The sequence below is a fragment of the Gordonia alkanivorans NBRC 16433 genome (assembly GCF_000225505.1).
Lineage (GTDB): Bacteria > Actinomycetota > Actinomycetes > Mycobacteriales > Mycobacteriaceae > Gordonia > Gordonia alkanivorans.
Map to the genome: position 1 here is coordinate 262,663 of NZ_BACI01000050.1, position 15,083 is coordinate 277,745.

The following is a 15,083-nucleotide window of genomic DNA, read 5'->3' on the forward strand; positions in this document are numbered from 1 at the left end:
GGTCATACAGCTCTACGCGTCACCGTCGGGTCCGGACGCCTCTGCGGATCGCCGCGGTGCACGTGATTCGGGGCGCCGTCGACATCCGAGCCAGCAGGTTCCGGGACAGCGCACGAATACCGGTGTCATGCAAGGTGATTCGATGCTCGGCCATCCCAACACCGATGGATTCGGCCGCTCGCCCGCGCGGGTGACCCCGATCAGCAACGAGATCGCGCTGTCGGATGAGGCGCTCGGTGTCGAGCACCGCGGCCCGTCCAAGTCGAGCCCGCTGTTCAGTCTCGGGGGCATCCGGAACGCCGTCGCCGACACCCTGACCTCCACCGCGGGTTTCATCCGCGAACGGATGGCGGGCGAGTACGAGGTCGACGAGTTCGGATTCGACCCCCATTTCACCGAATCGGTGTGGTTTCCGGCGCTCCGCCAGGTCTACGAGAAGTGGTTCCGCGTCGAGGTCACCGGTATCGAGAATCTGCCCCTCGAGGGCGGTGCGCTGCTCGTTGCCAACCACGCCGGCACCATTCCGGTCGACGCGATCATCACCTCGCTGGCCGTCCGCGACAACCATCCCGACAATCGGTATCTACGTGTCCTCGCCGCCGACATGGCCTTCGACTCACCGGGCATCAGCGAGGTCGCGCGGCGTATCGGCGCGACGCTCGCCTGCAACAACGACGCCGACCGACTCCTGCGCGCCGGTGAACTCACCGCCGTATGGCCGGAAGGGTTCAAGGGCATCGGCAAGCTCTACAAGGACCGGTACAAGCTGCAACGGTTCGGCCGGGGCGGCTTCGTGACGACCGCGCTGCGCAACGCGGCGCCGATCATCCCGGTGTCGATCGTGGGCTCGGAGGAGATCTATCCGATGCTCGCCGACCTCAAGCCGCTCGCCAAGGTGCTCGGCCTGCCGTACTTCCCGATCACGCCACTGTTCCCGTGGCTCGGGCCCCTGGGCATGGTGCCGTTGCCGTCGAAGTGGCACATCCACTTCGGCCGCCCGATCGAGACCGGTTCCTACGACGAGTCGTCGGCGGACGACCCGATGGTGGTCTTCGACCTCACCGACCATGTACGCGAAGAGATTCAGCAGACCCTGTTCCGGATGCTGAGCCGCCGCGGAAGTGTCTACTTCGGCTGACCCCGCATTTCGGCTGACCCCGCATTTCAGCTGACCCCGCATTTCAGCTGACGCAGCGCCCGTCGGCTGCTACCCATTGAGGCATGCGTGCAGTCGTGTGTCGAGCCGGTGAGCTGACCGTCCAGGACGTCCCCACCCCCGTACCGGAAACCGGGCAGGTTCTCCTGCGTGTTCTGCGGGCGGGCATCTGCGGTTCCGACCTCCACGCCCGCGTGCACTGCGATGCGACCGCCGATGTGTCCGGCGAGGTCGGTTACGACGCGTTCATGCGGTCCGACCAGTCGGTCGTCATGGGTCACGAGTTCGCCGGCGAGGTGGTGTCCTACGGTCCCGGATGCCGCAAGCTGTGGGCGCCGGGGACGCCGGTGGTGGCGGTGCCGATGATCCGCCACGGCGACGAGGCGCACCTGACCGGCCTGACGGCGTCGGCCCCGGGCGCCTACGCGCAGTTCGTGCTGGTGTCGGAGGACATGACCTTCGAGATCCCCGACGGGCTGTCGGTCGACCACGCCGCCCTCACCGAACCCCTTTCCGTCGCCCATCACGCGGTCCGACGCGGCGAGGTCGGCCGGCGCGATGTCGCCGTGGTGATCGGGTGCGGGCCCATCGGCCTCGCGGTCATCGCCATGCTCAAGGCGTCGGGCGTGCGCACCGTGATCGCGAGCGACCTGTCCGAGGGACGCCGGGCGCTGGCCGGCCGCGTCGGCGCCGACATCGTCGTCGACCCGGCCGTGGAGTCGCCGTTCGACCGGTGTGCCCAGGAGGGGAAATACGTCACCGCCGCGCAGGACCTGCTCGGCACCGCATTCGATGCCATGCACACCCTGCGTCGAATTCCGTTGGCCCCGTGGAACTCCCTGTTCCGGATCGCCGATCGGCTCGGCGCGACGCCGAAGGGGCCGGTGATCTTCGAATGCGTGGGCACCCCCGGCATGATCGAGCACATCGTGTCCAACGCCCCGTTCCGCTCACGTGTCGTCGTGGTCGGTGTGTGCATGGAACCGGACACATTCCGCCCGGCGATGGCGCTCAACAAGGAGATCGAACTGCGATTCGTGTTCGTCTACGACCCGGCCGAATTCCACGAGACGCTGCAGATGATCGCCGCGGGCAAGGTCGACGTCGCGCCGATGATCACTGCGACGGTCGGACTCGAAGGGGTCGCGCCGGCGTTCGATGCGCTCGGGTCGGCCGCCCACCACGCGAAGGTGCTGATCGACCCGATGAGTGAGGTTGCCTCGCTCTGAACAGGATCAGGTCGCGAGGTCGAGGGCGGCGCGGACGATCGAATCGGCGTCGATGCCGTGGAGGCGATACACGTCCTCGAGCGAGCCGACCTGACCGAACCGGCTGACCCCGAGCGCCGCACCCGGCACGTTGTTGATGCCGGTCAGGAAGGCGAGGGTGTGCGGATGTCCGTCGAGGACGGTGACCATCGGTGCCGCGCGCCCGGGCGGGAACACCTGGTCGAGAATCCACGACGCGGCCTCGGCGAGCCCGCGTCGGGCCTGTAGCGCCTCGAAGATCAGTCCGGGGCTCGTCACGCAGACGACGTCGGCGGCGACGCCCTGATCCGCCAGGCGGTCGGCGGCGGCCAGTGTCTCCGTGCTGACCGCACCCATCCCGACCAGCGTGACCTGCGGGGATTCGCTGCGACGCAACAGGTATCCGCCGGCCACCACCTGACGGCGGCGGCGTTCACGGGCGGCCGGGTCGTCGGGGACCGCGGCGAGTCGCTGGTCGACCGGCCGCGTCGACAGCCGCAGGTACGACGAGGTCCCGTCGGGGCGTCCGAGCCGGCCGATGCACGCCAGCAGCGTCCACTCGACGTCGATCGCGAAGGCAGGTTCGTAGCTGACGCACCCGGGTTGTTCCAGGCCGATCGACGGTGTCGTGATCGATTGGTGCGCTCCGCCTTCCGCTGCCAGCGTGACGCCGGACGGGGTACCCACCAGGATCGACTGGCCGCCGGCGTAGATGCCGTAGGACCACGGCTCGAGTGTGCGCTCCACGAACGGGTCGTAGAGCACGCCGATCGGGAACAGCGGTTCGCCCCAACGACTCCAGGTGGCGCCGAGCTCGCCGATCAGTCCGGCCAGGTTCGTCTCGGCGATACCGAGTTCCATGTGCTGGCCGGTCGGTCGTTCCCGCCAGTGCATGATCGTCTCCGCGTCGTCGGCGAACCAGTCGCGGCGTTCGTTCGGCGACCACACCCCGACCTTGTTCAGCCAGCCGGCGAGATTGGTCGTCGAGCTGACGTCGGGGCTCACGGTGACGACCCGGGCGGAGGCCTCGGGAGCCTCCCGGGACAGGGCGAGGAGCGTACGGCCCAGTGCGGCTTGCGTTGTCGACGTTCCCGACGGTGTCTTCCCGGTGTCGGTCGGGACCGCGGGCGGTGCCGTGGGCGCGACGGGTTCGCGCCGAAGTCGCTCGGCCGTCGCGGCACACAGCCGGCCCTCGTCGGTGTCCTCGTCGAACCGTCCCCACGGATGGCTCGGGTCGAGCCCAAGCGACGCCGCCAGCTCGTCGTACTGTTCGACGGTGAGCAGCGACGAGTGGTTCTGCGGGTGGCCCTCGATCGGCAGTCCGTTGCCCTTGATGGTGTAGGCGAGGATGACCGTCGGACGGGTGTCGTCGATCTGCTCGTAGGCGCCGACCAGGGCGTCGAGGTCGTGGCCACCGAGGTTGCGGATGGCCTCGAGGAGGGTCTCGTCGTCGACCTCGGCGATGAGCGCGGCGACGGCGTCCGAGTCGGGACCCGATCCCGGCAGGCGTTCGCGGACCTCGCCGGCGTCGCACCGCAGCAGGCGTTGATATTCGGGGTTGGGCATGTCGAGGATGCGCGAACGCAGCGCGGACCCGCCCGTCCGCGCGAACAGATCCTCCAGCAGCCGGCCGAACTTCACCATGATCACCTGCCACCCGGCGGCGGCGAACATGGCCTCCAGGCGTCCGGCGGCGATGTTGGGGACGACCCGGTCCAGGGACTGCCGGTTGAGGTCGACGATCCAGACGATCTCGCCGAGCTCGGCCACGGAGGGGTCGAGGATCGCCTCCCAGACCGCGCCCTCGTCCAGTTCGGCGTCGCCGACGAGCGAGTACTGCCGGGCGAGCACCGTGGGCGAACGCCGGTCGGCGGCAACCGCATCGGGGCCGCCGACCGTCGTGTCGAGATAGCGGCGTGCCACCGCACCCCAGATGGGCGCGGTCGCACCGATTCCCACCGACCCGGTCGAATAGTCCACCGCGTCGGGGTCTTTCGTGCGGCTCGGATACGACTGGAGTCCGCCGAACTGCCGCAGCGTCGTCAGATACGACTCGTCGAGACCGCCGAGCAGGTAGTTGATGCCGTGCAGGACCGGTGACGCATGGGGTTTGACCGAGACCCGATCACCCGGCCGCAGTTGCGAGAACCACAGCGACGTCATGATCGACACCATCGAGGCGCACGACGCCTGGTGCCCGCCGACCTTCAGGCCCGACGGGTTCGGCCGAACCCGGTTGGCGTGGTGGATCATCGACGTCGACAGCCAGAGCACGCGCTGCTCGATCGTGCGCAGCGGATCGGGTGTGGCGGTCGCGCCTGCTCCGGGTCCGGGATCGGTGAGGGTCTCGTCCGTCATGGTGGTCCTCTCCGGGATGGGGTCTCTCCGGGCGGTCACCGATGTCGCGACGAGGCGCCGGGGTCAGCGGTGTCGTAGGAGCCGTGCGGCGGCCGCGGCACCGCCGCCGGCGGCGCCCAGCACGATGGCGGTACCGGCACCGTACTTCGCCGCCTTGCGCGCTGTCCGGAAGTCGTACATCTCCCATCCGCGGACCTTGGCGACGTCGCGCAGGTCGGTGTCGGGGTTGATGGCGACGGCCTTGCCCACGAGCGACAGCATCGGGACGTCGTTGTGCGAATCCGAGTACGCGGTACAGCGTTTGAGGTTGAGGCCCTCACGGATGGCGAGTGCGCGCACCGCGTGGGCCTTGCCGGGCCCGTGCAGGATGTCGCCGACGAGACGCCCGGTGAACACGCCGTCGACGCTTTCGGCGACCGTGCCCAACGCACCCGTGAGTCCGAGACGGTCGGCGATGGTCTGCGCGAGTTCGACCGGCGTCGCGGTCACCAGCCACACCTGCTGACCGGCGTCGAGGTGGCGTTGCGCGAGAGCGCGCGTGCCCGGCCAGATCTTGTCCGCGATGTAGTCGTCGAAGATCTCCTCGCCGAGTTCGGCGAGCTCCGAGGTCTGGCGTCCGGCGATGAACGAGAGCGCCTTCTCCCTGCCCTCGGCGACGTCGCGGGCGTTTTCCTTGCCGGTGATCCGGAACTTGGCCTGGGTCCACGCGAAATCCATGATGTCGCCGTAGGTGAAGTACTTGCGGGCGGCGAGGCCTCGAGCGAAGTGCACGATCGACGCGCCCTGGACGAGGGTGTTGTCGACGTCGAAGAAGGCGGCCGCGGTCAGATCGCGCGGGGGTTCGCCGGGCTCGATGTCGGACGGTTCGCGCAGCCGGAGCGAGTCGACGGCGGCTTTCGCGCTCGCCTCGCCGGCGAGGGTCTGACGGAGTTCGTGGGCGGTCTGGCGGAAACGGCCGGTCGCCGCGCTGGCCCGCTGGGAGATCCACGTGGTGACCCGGTGGGTCTCGTCGTCGGCGGCGATGTCGTGGAGTTCGGCGTCCTCGTCGAAGTCGTCGTCGAACTCGATGCGTGCTGCCTGCGACTCCCAGTCGTCGCCGGTGTCGAGCGGGGTGGCGCCGGAGTCGGCCGGTGCGGAGCTTCGCGCCGCGGGGGTTTCGGGACTGGATGCGCCGGGCACAGGGGTGTCGGACGAGTTGTCGGGTCGTTCGTCTCCCGGGCCCGGGGTGTTGCCCACTGCCCACCTCCCACGTCGCGTCTGGCGCCAGCACTGCCTGCGCGGTCCAGCCTAGCGGCCACCCACGACGATCAGCGTCGCCGCGGGGCCGTTGCGGCGCGCCCGGGCCGTGGTTCTCGTCACCGGGCCGGGGTCGCGTCGGCGGGGGAGCGGAGCGCTGCGAGTATGGACCTCATGACCGTGGAACTGCTGACCCGTGAGGGATGCCAGATGTGCGCGACCGCCCGTCGTGACCTGACGCGGATCTGTGGCGAGCTGGGGGTGGAGTTCACCGAGGTCGACGTCGACCGGGCCGCGGCCGACGGCCGTCCCGAGATCCGTGCGGAGTTCGGGGACCGGCTGCCGGTGGTGTTGCTCGAGGGTGACGAGCACAGCTACTGGGAGGTCGACGAGCCCCGGCTGCGTGCCGACCTCACGCGTCAGGGCTGAACCGGCGGTCCGGCCCCGATCCGCCATCGCGGAGAAACGGTGGTGTTTAACACAGCTCCGCGAATCATGAGGGTCCATGTGAAGAGATTCACAGGGGGTTATATCCTCGATGGATCGTGCTGTGCGTAGGGGAGTGGAGGTGAGCGTGGGCGCCGATCGTCAGAAGTCCGGCGACGCCGACCCTCCCGCGTCTGCGCTGCCGCCGCCCGCCGCCACGGTGGCCACCGACATCCCGGCTCCCACAGTGGCCCGGCTGGCCACATATCTGCACGTCCTGCGCTCTTTCAGCCAGCGCGGCGTCCTGGTGGCCTCCAGCGGCGAACTGGCCACCGCGGCCGGGGTGAACCCCGCCATCCTCCGCAAGGACCTCTCCTATGTCGCCGCGAACGGCGTCCGCGGCGTCGGATATGACGTCGGTCGTCTCACCGCGCGCATCTCGATGACCTTGCACACCGACAGCATCCACACGGTCGCACTGGCCGGGGCCGGCCAGCTCGGACGCGCTCTGCTCGCCCACACCGGCTTCGGTCGCGGCTTCCGGGTGGCCGCGATGTTCGACGCCGATCCGGCTCTCACGGGCACATCGCTGGAGGTCGGCGGCCCGCGGATCGCCCCGCTCACCGACATCGCGGCGGTCTGCGCCGAGGTCGAGCCCGCGGTGGAGATCGGGGTCGTGGCCACCGCCGACGACGACGCCCGGCCGGCCTTCGACGCCTTCGTCGGGGCAGGTGTGCGGCAAGTGCTCAACGTCACCCCGGTGGCGCTGACGACGGAGGCGGATGTCGTCGTCAGACAAGTTGATCTAGCCTTGGAGCTACAGGTGTTGACGTTCCAGGCCTCTCGTGGCAGTGCACAGGCCCCACGGAACGACCTCAAGATCTCCTCACGCAGCGACGTCGGTGCGCCTCGCGAGGTGAAGGCGGCCGACGGACGCCACGGAAAAGCAATGGGTGAAGAAACGGTGACAGCGTGAGTGTTCTGTTGTTCGGGGTGTCGCACCGCAGTGCGCCCGTCGAGGTGCTGGAGAGGTTGACGGTCTCCGACCACGACCGTCCGAAGCTGGTCGACGAGTTGCTGTCGTCACGGGCGATCTCCGAGGCCATGGTCGTCTCGACATGCAATCGCGTCGAGATCTACGCGGTCGTCGACGCCTTCCACCCGGCCCTCGAGGCGGTCGGCGAGGTTCTCGGCGACCACTCCGGCATGACCGTCAACGAGATGACCCGGCACGCCTACGTGCGCTACTCCGAGGCCGCCGTCGAACACCTCTTCACCGTCGCCGCCGGTCTCGACTCGCTCGTCGTCGGCGAGCAGCAGATCCTCGGCCAGATCCGCAACGCCTACCTGAGCGCGGACGCCAACGACTCGGCCGGCCGCGTCCTGCACGAGCTCGCGCAGCAGGCATTGCGCGTGGGCAAGCGGGTGCACACCGAGACCGGCATCGACCGTGCCGGCGCATCGGTCGTGTCCGTGGCCCTGCACCGCGCCAAGTCCCTCCTCACCGACCCCGCGACCGGGGCGCACCGGCTGCGCACCGCGGTGGTGGTCGGCGCCGGCGCCATGGGTGGCCTCGCGACCGCCCAGCTGGCCCGTGAGGGCGTCACGGAGATGTCCGTGGTCAACCGCACGGTCGAGAACGCCCGCCACCTGGCCGACAACATCGCCGCCAACCACGGGATCACCGTGCACGGGGTGGGACTCGACGACCTGCCGGCCGCGATGGCCGCCGCCGACGTCGTGGTCAGCTGTACCGGCTCGATCGGCTCCGTGGTGAGCGTGGGTGCGGTGCATTCGGCTCTCGCCGAGCGAAACCGCAACGGCGAGTCGACCCCGATGGTCATCTGCGACCTCGGACTCCCGCGGAACGTCGATCCGGCCGCGGCCCGCCTGCCCGGCGTGCACGTCGTCGACATCGAGGGTCTGCGCGGCCACTCCGAGACCCAGGCCGCGGAGAACGACACCCTCGCGGCCCGGTCCATCGTCGCCGCCGAGCTCGCCGACTACCTGACCCACCAGCGCCAGGCCGAGGTCACCCCGACCGTCGCCGCTCTCCGCCAGCGCGCCGCCGATGTCGTCGAAGCCGAGATCCTGCGCCTCGAGACCCGGCTCCCGGACCTCGAGAACAACCAGCGCGACGAGGTCGCCAAGACCGTCCGCCGCGTCGTCGACAAGCTGTTGCACGCACCGACGGTGCGGGTGAAGCAGCTGGCGTCGACGCCCAACGGCGATCACTACGCGGAGGCCCTGCGCGAATTGTTCGAGCTCAAACCAGGTGCGGCCGAGTCGGTTTCGGCGCCCGATCGACTGGGGACCACCGACTCGACCGGCGAGCAGGGTGACCGATGAGTGAAACCCGGACCGCGCCGATCCGTATCGGTACGCGGGGTTCGCTACTGGCCACCACCCAATCCCAGACGATCGCCGATGCACTCACCGCCGCCGGCCACCCGGCCGAACTGGTGATCATCAAGACCGCCGGTGACGCATCGGCCGCACCGGTCGCCGAGATCGGCGTCGGCGTCTTCACCACCGCCATCCGCGTCGCGCTCCGCGACGACGAGGTCGACGTCGCCGTGCACTCCTACAAGGATCTGCCCACGGCCCCCGAGGACGACCTGACGATCGCGGCCGTCCCGACCCGCGTGGACCCGCGAGACGCGCTGGTCAGCCGGGACGATCTAGTGCTCGGGGAATTGCCGCCGGGATCGGTGATCGGCACCTCGGCCCCCCGGCGGGCGGCACAGCTTAAGGCATTGGGTCTCGGTTTGGAAATCCGCCCCCTAAGAGGCAACCTAGATTCTCGGTTGGGCAAAGTCGCCAGCGGCGAACTCGACGCAGTCGTGGTCGCCCGCGCCGGCCTCGTGCGGATCGGACGGACCGAAGTGGTCTCCGAAGCGCTCGATCCGGTCGTCATGCTGCCGGCTCCGGCGCAGGGTGCTCTCGCTGTGGAGTGCCGCTCAGACGATGCCGAACTGGTGAGAATACTCGCCGAGTTGGACGACAAGTCCACCCGGGCGGCCATCGATGCCGAGCGGGCAGTACTCGCGGCCCTGGAGGCCGGGTGTACTGCGCCGGTCGGAGCGATCGCCGAGGTGGTCGAATCGATCGACGAGGACGGGCGCATCTTCGCCGAACTGTCGCTTCGTGCGGCGGTGGCGGCCGAGGACGGATCCGATGTGATCCGCGCTTCGGCGGTGGGTCCGGTCGATCGTGCCGTCCAACTTGGTAAAGATCTTGCCGCCGAACTGCTGGAGCTGGGAGCGGGCGAACTCGTCAACTCTCCCTAGCAGAGAAAGAACTGCAGCCCTCGACGCGAGGGCAGGAGAGTGCGAACCCATGAGCCGTACGAAGAAGGCAAATCCCGGACGGATCCTGTTCGTGGGGTCGGGTCCAGGTGACCCAGACCTGCTCACCGTGCGGGCACGCACCGTGATCATCAACGCGACCACGGCCTACATCGATCCCGATGTCCCGGCCGCCGTGGTGTCGCTGATCGGCAGCGCGCACCGCGAAGAACCCGCACCGAACACCCGCCGGTCGACCAAGAAGGCCGACAAGACGGCGGAAGACAAAGCCGACGGCACCGATGCGGCGGACACCGCGGCCGCCGCGGATGCATCCGCGGCGGAGGCGGACAAGGCCGACGAGGAGTCGGTGGTGCGCCCGGCGCTCGGTGACCCGACCGAGGTCGCCAAGACCCTCGTGGCCGCCGCCCGCAACGGGGACGACGTGGTCCGCGTCGTCGCCGGTGATCCGCTCACCACCGACTCGGTGCTCGCCGAGGTCAACGCCGTGGCGCGTCACTCGGTCACCTTCGAGGTGCTGCCGGGCCTGCCCGCCGCCTCGGTCGTACCGAGTTACGCCGGCATGCCGCTGGGTTCGACGCACACCGAGGCCGACGTGCGCGGTGAGGTCGACTGGGCCGCCCTGGCCGCGGCGCCCGGCCCGCTGGTCCTGCACGCCACGTCCGGCCACCTGGCCGAGACGGCCAGCGCGCTGACCGAGCACGGGATGGCGCCGCAGACCCCGGCGGCGATCACCATCAACGGCACCACGTGTGCACAGCGCACCATCGAGGCCACTCTCGCGACACTGAACGAGCAGGGCAACGCCCTGACCGGCCCGCTGGTCGTGACCGTCGGCAAGGTCGTGGGTTCCCGCAGCAGGCTCTCCTGGTGGGAGTCGCGGTCGCTCTACGGCTGGACCGTGCTGGTGCCGCGTACCAAGGACCAGGCCGGCGACATGAGCGACCGCCTCGTCAGTCACGGCGCGATCCCCAAGGAAGTGCCCACGATCGCCGTCGAGCCCCCGCGCAGTCCGGCGCAGATGGAGCGCGCGGTCAAGGGACTCGTCGACGGCCGCTACCAGTGGGTGGTGTTCACCTCCACCAATTCGGTCCGCGCCGTGTGGGAGAAGTTCGCCGAGTTCGGTCTCGACGCCCGCGCCTTCTCCGGCGTCAAGATCGCCTGTGTCGGCGAGGCCACCGCGGACAAGGTGCGGTCGTTCGGCATCAACCCCGAACTCGTGCCGTCGGGTGAGCAGAGCTCGCTGGGTCTGCTTGACGAGTTCCCGCCGTACGACGACGTCTTCGACCCAGTGAACCGAATCCTGCTGCCGCGGGCCGACATCGCCACCGAGACCCTCTCCGAGGGACTGCGTGACCGCGGTTGGGAGATCGACGACGTGACGGCGTACCGCACCGTGCGCGCCGCGCCGCCGCCCGCCGAGACCCGCGAGATGATCAAGACCGGCGGCTTCGACGCGGTCTGCTTCACCTCGAGCTCGACGGTCCGCAACCTCGTCGGCATCGCCGGAAAGCCGCACGCCCGCACCATCGTTGCGTGCATCGGTCCCAAGACCGCCGAGACCGCAACGGAATTCGGTCTGCGCGTGGACGTGCAGCCGGAGAACGCGTCGGTTCTCGAACTGGTCGACGCGCTCGCCGAGCACGCCGCCCGGCTCCGCGCCGAGGGCGCACTGCCCCCGCCGCGCAAGAAGTCCCGTCGATCGCGTTCGTGAGCCGGGTGCATCGATGGCACCGCTGATCCGGCCCCGCCGGCTGCGCACCACACCGGCGATGCGTCGGCTGGTCGCCGAGACCACCCTCGCACCACGGCAACTCGTGTTGCCGATGTTCGTCGCCGACGGCATCGACGAGCCGAAGCCGATCTCGTCGATGCCCGGCGTCGTCCAGCACACTCTTGCCTCGCTGCGCACTGCCGCGGCCGAGGCCGTCGAGGCCGGTGTCGGCGGGCTGATGCTGTTCGGCGTGCCGCGTGCGGAGGACAAGGATGCGACGGGCTCGGGTGCCGATGCGGACGACGGAATCCTCAACCGTGCCCTGCGCGCGCTGACCGACGACCTCGGTGACTCGACGGTTCTCATGGCCGACACCTGTCTCGACGAGTTCACCGATCACGGGCACTGCGGTGTCCTCGACGGTCGCGGGCGCGTCGACAACGACGTGACCCTCGACCGCTACGTGTCGATGTCGCTGGCACAGGCCCGCGCCGGTGCCCGGCTCCTGGGGCCGAGCGGGATGATGGACGGCCAGGTCGCCGTCATCCGCGAGGCACTCGACGCCGAGGGCTTCACCGACACCGGAATCCTGGCCTACTCGGCCAAGTACGCGTCGGCCTTCTACGGTCCGTTCCGCGAGGCGGTCGGCTCCTCGTTGCAGGGGGACCGGCGGACCTACCAGCAGGACGCGGCCAACCGGATCGAGTCGTTGCGGGAGGTGCGCCTCGACCTCGAGGAGGGCGCCGACATGGTGATGGTCAAGCCCGCGATGAGCTACCTCGACATCGTGCGCGACGTCGCCGAGATGAGCGACGTCCCCGTCGCCGCATATCAGATCAGCGGTGAGTACGCGATGATCACGGCCGCCGCCGAGCGGGGCTGGATCGACCGCGACGCCGCGATCATGGAATCGCTGACCTCGATCCGTCGTGCCGGCGCGTCGGTCATCCTGACCTACTGGGCCACCGAGGTCGCGAACCGGCTCTCCTGAGCTGACCGCGGCGGCCTCCGGGACGCGTGCACGGGACCGGGGTCGCCTCCGATTAGGCTGGTGCCATGTCCGCACCGTTCGACCCGATGCGCGCCTCGTCAGAGCCCGACGCAGACCTGCGCCCGACGATCCCGGATTCGATCTCGATCGCCGTCGAACTGTGGGTGGTGGTCGTCGTCGGACAGATCGTCGCGCTGTTCGCCCAGACCGGCACCTTCGTCGACCTCGTCCGCGACCAGATCCGCGCCAACCCGCAACAGGGTGTCTCCGCGGACCAGCTGCAGTTCATGACGTCATCGGGTTTCGTCGTCGGCGTCCTCGTCGCGATGTCGGTCTTCCTGACCGCGATCACCGCGCTGGTCGTGTGGTTCACGCGCAAGGGCTACAACTGGGCGCGCATCGTGCTGGGTGCGATGGGCGTCTATATCGTCGTCAACCTGGTCTTCTCGCTCTTCGGCGACCTCGAACCGGCGTGGGCGATGGTGCCGTTGGTCATCAGCGGCGTCGCCGCGCTCGGCGCGACGGTGCTGTTGATGCGTGGTGACTCCGAGAAGTACTGCCGGCGTATGGCCGAGGAGCGCAAGCCGCGGCCCGTGCCGCCCGCCGCGGCGCCGTACCCGTACGGACAGAACCCGTATGGCCAGAATCCGTACGGCCAGAATCCGTATGGCAGCAATCCGTATCCGTCACCCCACGAGCCGACACCGAACCCGTACGGGTCTGCGTCAGAGCCGGGGACGCAGTCCGCGGGCACACCGTATGGTGACAATTCACCCGGCGACGCGGCTCGCGGTGGAACACCCGACCTCCGCAAACCCGAGACCCCCGACCCCGACAGCGAAGGACCGAAGAAGCAGTGACAAGTCCCGACCCGGCGCAGCGTCCGAAACTCGTCGTCTGGGCCTACCGGTGCTGGGTGGTGTCGGGAGCGCTCCTGGCCGTCCTCGGTGTCCTCGTGGTGATCCTGTCCGCGATCGACGACTCCGGGTCGATGTCTTCGGCGACGCTCGGCGTCCTCGTCCTGATCGTCGGCGTCGCCTACATCCTGCTCGGCAGCAAGGCCTTCACCGGTGACGCGCGCTGGCGGTCGTCGCTGTCGGCCCTGACACTCGTCGTCGTCGCGATGCTGCTGTTCCTCAGTGTCGGTCTCGGATCGCCGGTGTTCGCCCTGGCGTTGCTGGCGGCCATCATCGGCCTGTTCGGCTCGCTGCTGGCCTACCGGCCGGACTCGGAGACCTGGTACACCGGCAAGGCCCCCGAACCCAAGAAGCAGCGCACGCCGCGCAAGAAGAAGCCGTGACCGACGAGACCCCCGACCCAGCCGACGGGGTCGATCCGGTCGAACCCGAACCGGCTGCACCCCAACCGGAAGTGGACCCGGGCGAGGTTCTCTTCTACGAACCCGGCGGCAGCAGGTGGGTGGTCCTCATCGGGCCGGTGCTCGTCCTCGCCGTCCTGATCATGGAGATCGCCGGGCCCGGGCAGGTGCACTGGCCGGTCCTGATCATCTTCCTGGTGATCCTGTTCGGCTTTTCGCTCGTCCAGGTGACCGCGGCACGACGCCACGTCAGCGTCGAACTCACCGAGACGACGCTGCGTCAGGGCGCGGTGACGACGCCGCTCGCCGACATCGAGAAGATCTACCCGGCCAACAACTCCCCGACACCCGAAGACTGGGAGAGCGCTCCGGCGCTCGGCGAACTCCACGGCGTGCCGCGGCGTCGTAAGGGGGTGGGGGTGCGGCTCACCTCCGGCAATCTGGCCCAGGCATGGGCCCGCGACGTCGAGGTGTTCCGCAGTGAACTCACGCAGGCGCACGCCGCCGTACGGATGGGACTACCGCCCTCCACCAGGAAGAGCAAGTCCACCGAGAGCGACGAATCCCGGAAGACCGATCCGGAAGAACCCGAGAAGAAGGATCAGGACACCACCGAGTGACGGCCCTTGCGGCTGTCGCGGTAGGCGCGCCGGCGCAGGTCGCCCAGCCACGACGGCGCGAACTCGACCCCGTCGGGACGATGCAGGATCGGATCGAAGTCGATGTCGAGCCCGGTCAGGACGTGGTCGAGTTCGATCCGGGCCAGGGGTACGAACCGTTTGAACCCGGCTTCGAGGATGATGACGACCGGTTTCTTGGTGCGCAGGCAGGCGGCGAGATCCTCGACATTCAGACCCGACGGCCCGGTCGGCTCGATGATGCGGGCACGAATCCAGTAGAGCTCGCCGTCGTAGCGATAGGGAGTCAGGCTCGAGACGGCGGTGGGGGCCCAGTGCGTGGCCGGCAGCGGCACCGGTAGACGACCCGACAGCGGTGCGGGGCCGGCCAGCAGCAGATCCCAGGCACCGGACGCGGTGTCGCCGGTGACGGTCGGGGTCGGGGCGTCGGCGGGGGCGTTCGTCGGGGCCACGGCGGGGAACCGCACGGCCACACCGACGATGTCGGGCAGACCGCCAGGGGTGCCGATCCCCTTCGACAGGCGGACCGTCACCGGGCCGGAACGGAACGGCAGCGGGTGGTCGCCGGACACCGACGCCCGGCCGCCGCACAGCAGGCCGTCCGGATGGAACACGCGGGCGTGCCGCAGAGCGCCGAGCCAGCGGAACGGCGTGGTGATGAGGTCGGGCAGGTCAGGCATGGCACCTCCGT

General features: G+C 69.3%; 14 protein-coding genes. 11 read left to right on the forward strand and 3 right to left on the reverse strand.

The genetic code is table 11. The annotated features are described in order from the left end of the window. The first annotated feature begins 142 nt into the window (after positions 1–142). Complete coding sequence (locus tag GOALK_RS09210) at positions 143–1,138, forward strand: lysophospholipid acyltransferase family protein (protein ID WP_006358533.1); 996 nt, start codon at positions 143–145, stop codon at positions 1,136–1,138. Positions 1,139–1,221: 83 nt separating this feature from the next. Next, a complete protein-coding gene (locus GOALK_RS09215; protein ID WP_035751761.1) occupies positions 1,222–2,385 on the forward strand; it encodes a zinc-binding dehydrogenase in 1,164 nt (387 codons plus the stop codon). Between the two features lie 6 nt (positions 2,386–2,391). On the opposite strand, the gene GOALK_RS09220 is transcribed toward GOALK_RS09215, so the two are convergent. Beyond that, on the reverse strand, positions 2,392–4,761 hold the full coding sequence (locus GOALK_RS09220; protein WP_006358535.1) for a thiamine pyrophosphate-binding protein: 2,370 nt from the start codon (positions 4,759–4,761) through the stop codon (positions 2,392–2,394). A 63-nt stretch (positions 4,762–4,824) separates the two neighbouring features. After that, entirely contained in the window at positions 4,825–5,997 is a 1,173-nt protein-coding gene (locus GOALK_RS09225) for an HAD family hydrolase (protein WP_006358536.1), read from the reverse strand. Between the two features lie 174 nt (positions 5,998–6,171). On the opposite strand from GOALK_RS09225, the gene GOALK_RS09230 reads away from it, so the two are divergent. The 9 genes from GOALK_RS09230 to mce1N all read left to right on the forward strand — a co-directional run bounded on the left by GOALK_RS09230 (position 6,172) and on the right by mce1N (position 14,374). After that, a complete protein-coding gene (locus GOALK_RS09230) occupies positions 6,172–6,426 on the forward strand; it encodes a glutaredoxin family protein (protein ID WP_006358537.1) in 255 nt (84 codons plus the stop codon). 145 nt (positions 6,427–6,571) lie between these two features. Continuing rightward, on the forward strand, positions 6,572–7,399 hold the full coding sequence (locus tag GOALK_RS09235; protein WP_006358538.1) for a redox-sensing transcriptional repressor Rex: 828 nt from the start codon (positions 6,572–6,574) through the stop codon (positions 7,397–7,399). Further along, positions 7,396–8,772, forward strand: coding sequence for a glutamyl-tRNA reductase (locus tag GOALK_RS09240; RefSeq protein ID WP_006358539.1), 1,377 nt, complete (start codon positions 7,396–7,398; stop codon positions 8,770–8,772). The genes GOALK_RS09235 and GOALK_RS09240 overlap by 4 nt, the downstream gene beginning before the upstream one ends. Further along, the gene (gene hemC, locus GOALK_RS09245) at positions 8,769–9,713 is read left to right on the forward strand and encodes a hydroxymethylbilane synthase (RefSeq protein WP_006358540.1); all 945 of its coding nucleotides are present in this window, start codon (positions 8,769–8,771) and stop codon (positions 9,711–9,713) included. Before GOALK_RS09240 ends, hemC begins: the two co-directional genes overlap by 4 nt. 49 nt (positions 9,714–9,762) lie before the next feature. After that, positions 9,763–11,445 (forward strand): bifunctional uroporphyrinogen-III C-methyltransferase/uroporphyrinogen-III synthase, encoded by a 1,683-nt coding sequence (locus GOALK_RS09250; RefSeq protein ID WP_006358541.1) that lies wholly within the window; start codon positions 9,763–9,765, stop codon positions 11,443–11,445. Between the two features lie 13 nt (positions 11,446–11,458). Next, the gene (gene hemB, locus GOALK_RS09255; RefSeq protein WP_006358542.1) at positions 11,459–12,436 is read left to right on the forward strand and encodes a porphobilinogen synthase; all 978 of its coding nucleotides are present in this window, start codon (positions 11,459–11,461) and stop codon (positions 12,434–12,436) included. A 65-nt stretch (positions 12,437–12,501) separates the two neighbouring features. Then, positions 12,502–13,296 carry a Bax inhibitor 1 family protein gene (locus GOALK_RS09260; RefSeq protein ID WP_006358543.1) on the forward strand — a complete coding sequence of 265 codons (795 nt, stop codon included), beginning with the start codon at positions 12,502–12,504 and terminating at the stop codon, positions 13,294–13,296. Then, the gene (locus tag GOALK_RS09265) at positions 13,293–13,736 is read left to right on the forward strand and encodes a hypothetical protein (RefSeq protein ID WP_006358544.1); all 444 of its coding nucleotides are present in this window, start codon (positions 13,293–13,295) and stop codon (positions 13,734–13,736) included. Before GOALK_RS09260 ends, GOALK_RS09265 begins: the two co-directional genes overlap by 4 nt. After that, entirely contained in the window at positions 13,733–14,374 is a 642-nt protein-coding gene (mce1N, locus tag GOALK_RS09270; RefSeq protein ID WP_006358545.1) for a transport-regulating membrane protein Mce1N, read from the forward strand. Before GOALK_RS09265 ends, mce1N begins: the two co-directional genes overlap by 4 nt. Here mce1N and GOALK_RS09275 read toward each other — a convergent pair. Continuing rightward, positions 14,356–15,072 (reverse strand): hypothetical protein, encoded by a 717-nt coding sequence (locus tag GOALK_RS09275; RefSeq protein ID WP_006358546.1) that lies wholly within the window; start codon positions 15,070–15,072, stop codon positions 14,356–14,358. The genes mce1N and GOALK_RS09275 overlap by 19 nt on opposite strands. Positions 15,073–15,083: the final 11 nt, after the last annotated feature.

Bases quoted from the DNA above. Each gene is read 5' to 3' on its own strand.
- GOALK_RS09210 (WP_006358533.1), top strand. From the start codon at position 143: ATGCTCGGCCATCCCAACACCGATGGATTCGGCCGCTCGCCCGCGCGG.
- GOALK_RS09215 (WP_035751761.1), top strand. From the start codon at position 1,222: ATGCGTGCAGTCGTGTGTCGAGCCGGTGAGCTGACCGTCCAGGACGTC.
- GOALK_RS09220 (WP_006358535.1), bottom strand. From the start codon at position 4,761: ATGACGGACGAGACCCTCACCGATCCCGGACCCGGAGCAGGCGCGACC.
- GOALK_RS09230 (WP_006358537.1), top strand. From the start codon at position 6,172: ATGACCGTGGAACTGCTGACCCGTGAGGGATGCCAGATGTGCGCGACC.
- hemC (WP_006358540.1), top strand. From the start codon at position 8,769: ATGAGTGAAACCCGGACCGCGCCGATCCGTATCGGTACGCGGGGTTCG.
- GOALK_RS09250 (WP_006358541.1), top strand. From the start codon at position 9,763: ATGAGCCGTACGAAGAAGGCAAATCCCGGACGGATCCTGTTCGTGGGG.
- hemB (WP_006358542.1), top strand. From the start codon at position 11,459: ATGGCACCGCTGATCCGGCCCCGCCGGCTGCGCACCACACCGGCGATG.
- GOALK_RS09260 (WP_006358543.1), top strand. From the start codon at position 12,502: ATGTCCGCACCGTTCGACCCGATGCGCGCCTCGTCAGAGCCCGACGCA.
- GOALK_RS09275 (WP_006358546.1), bottom strand. From the start codon at position 15,072: ATGCCTGACCTGCCCGACCTCATCACCACGCCGTTCCGCTGGCTCGGC.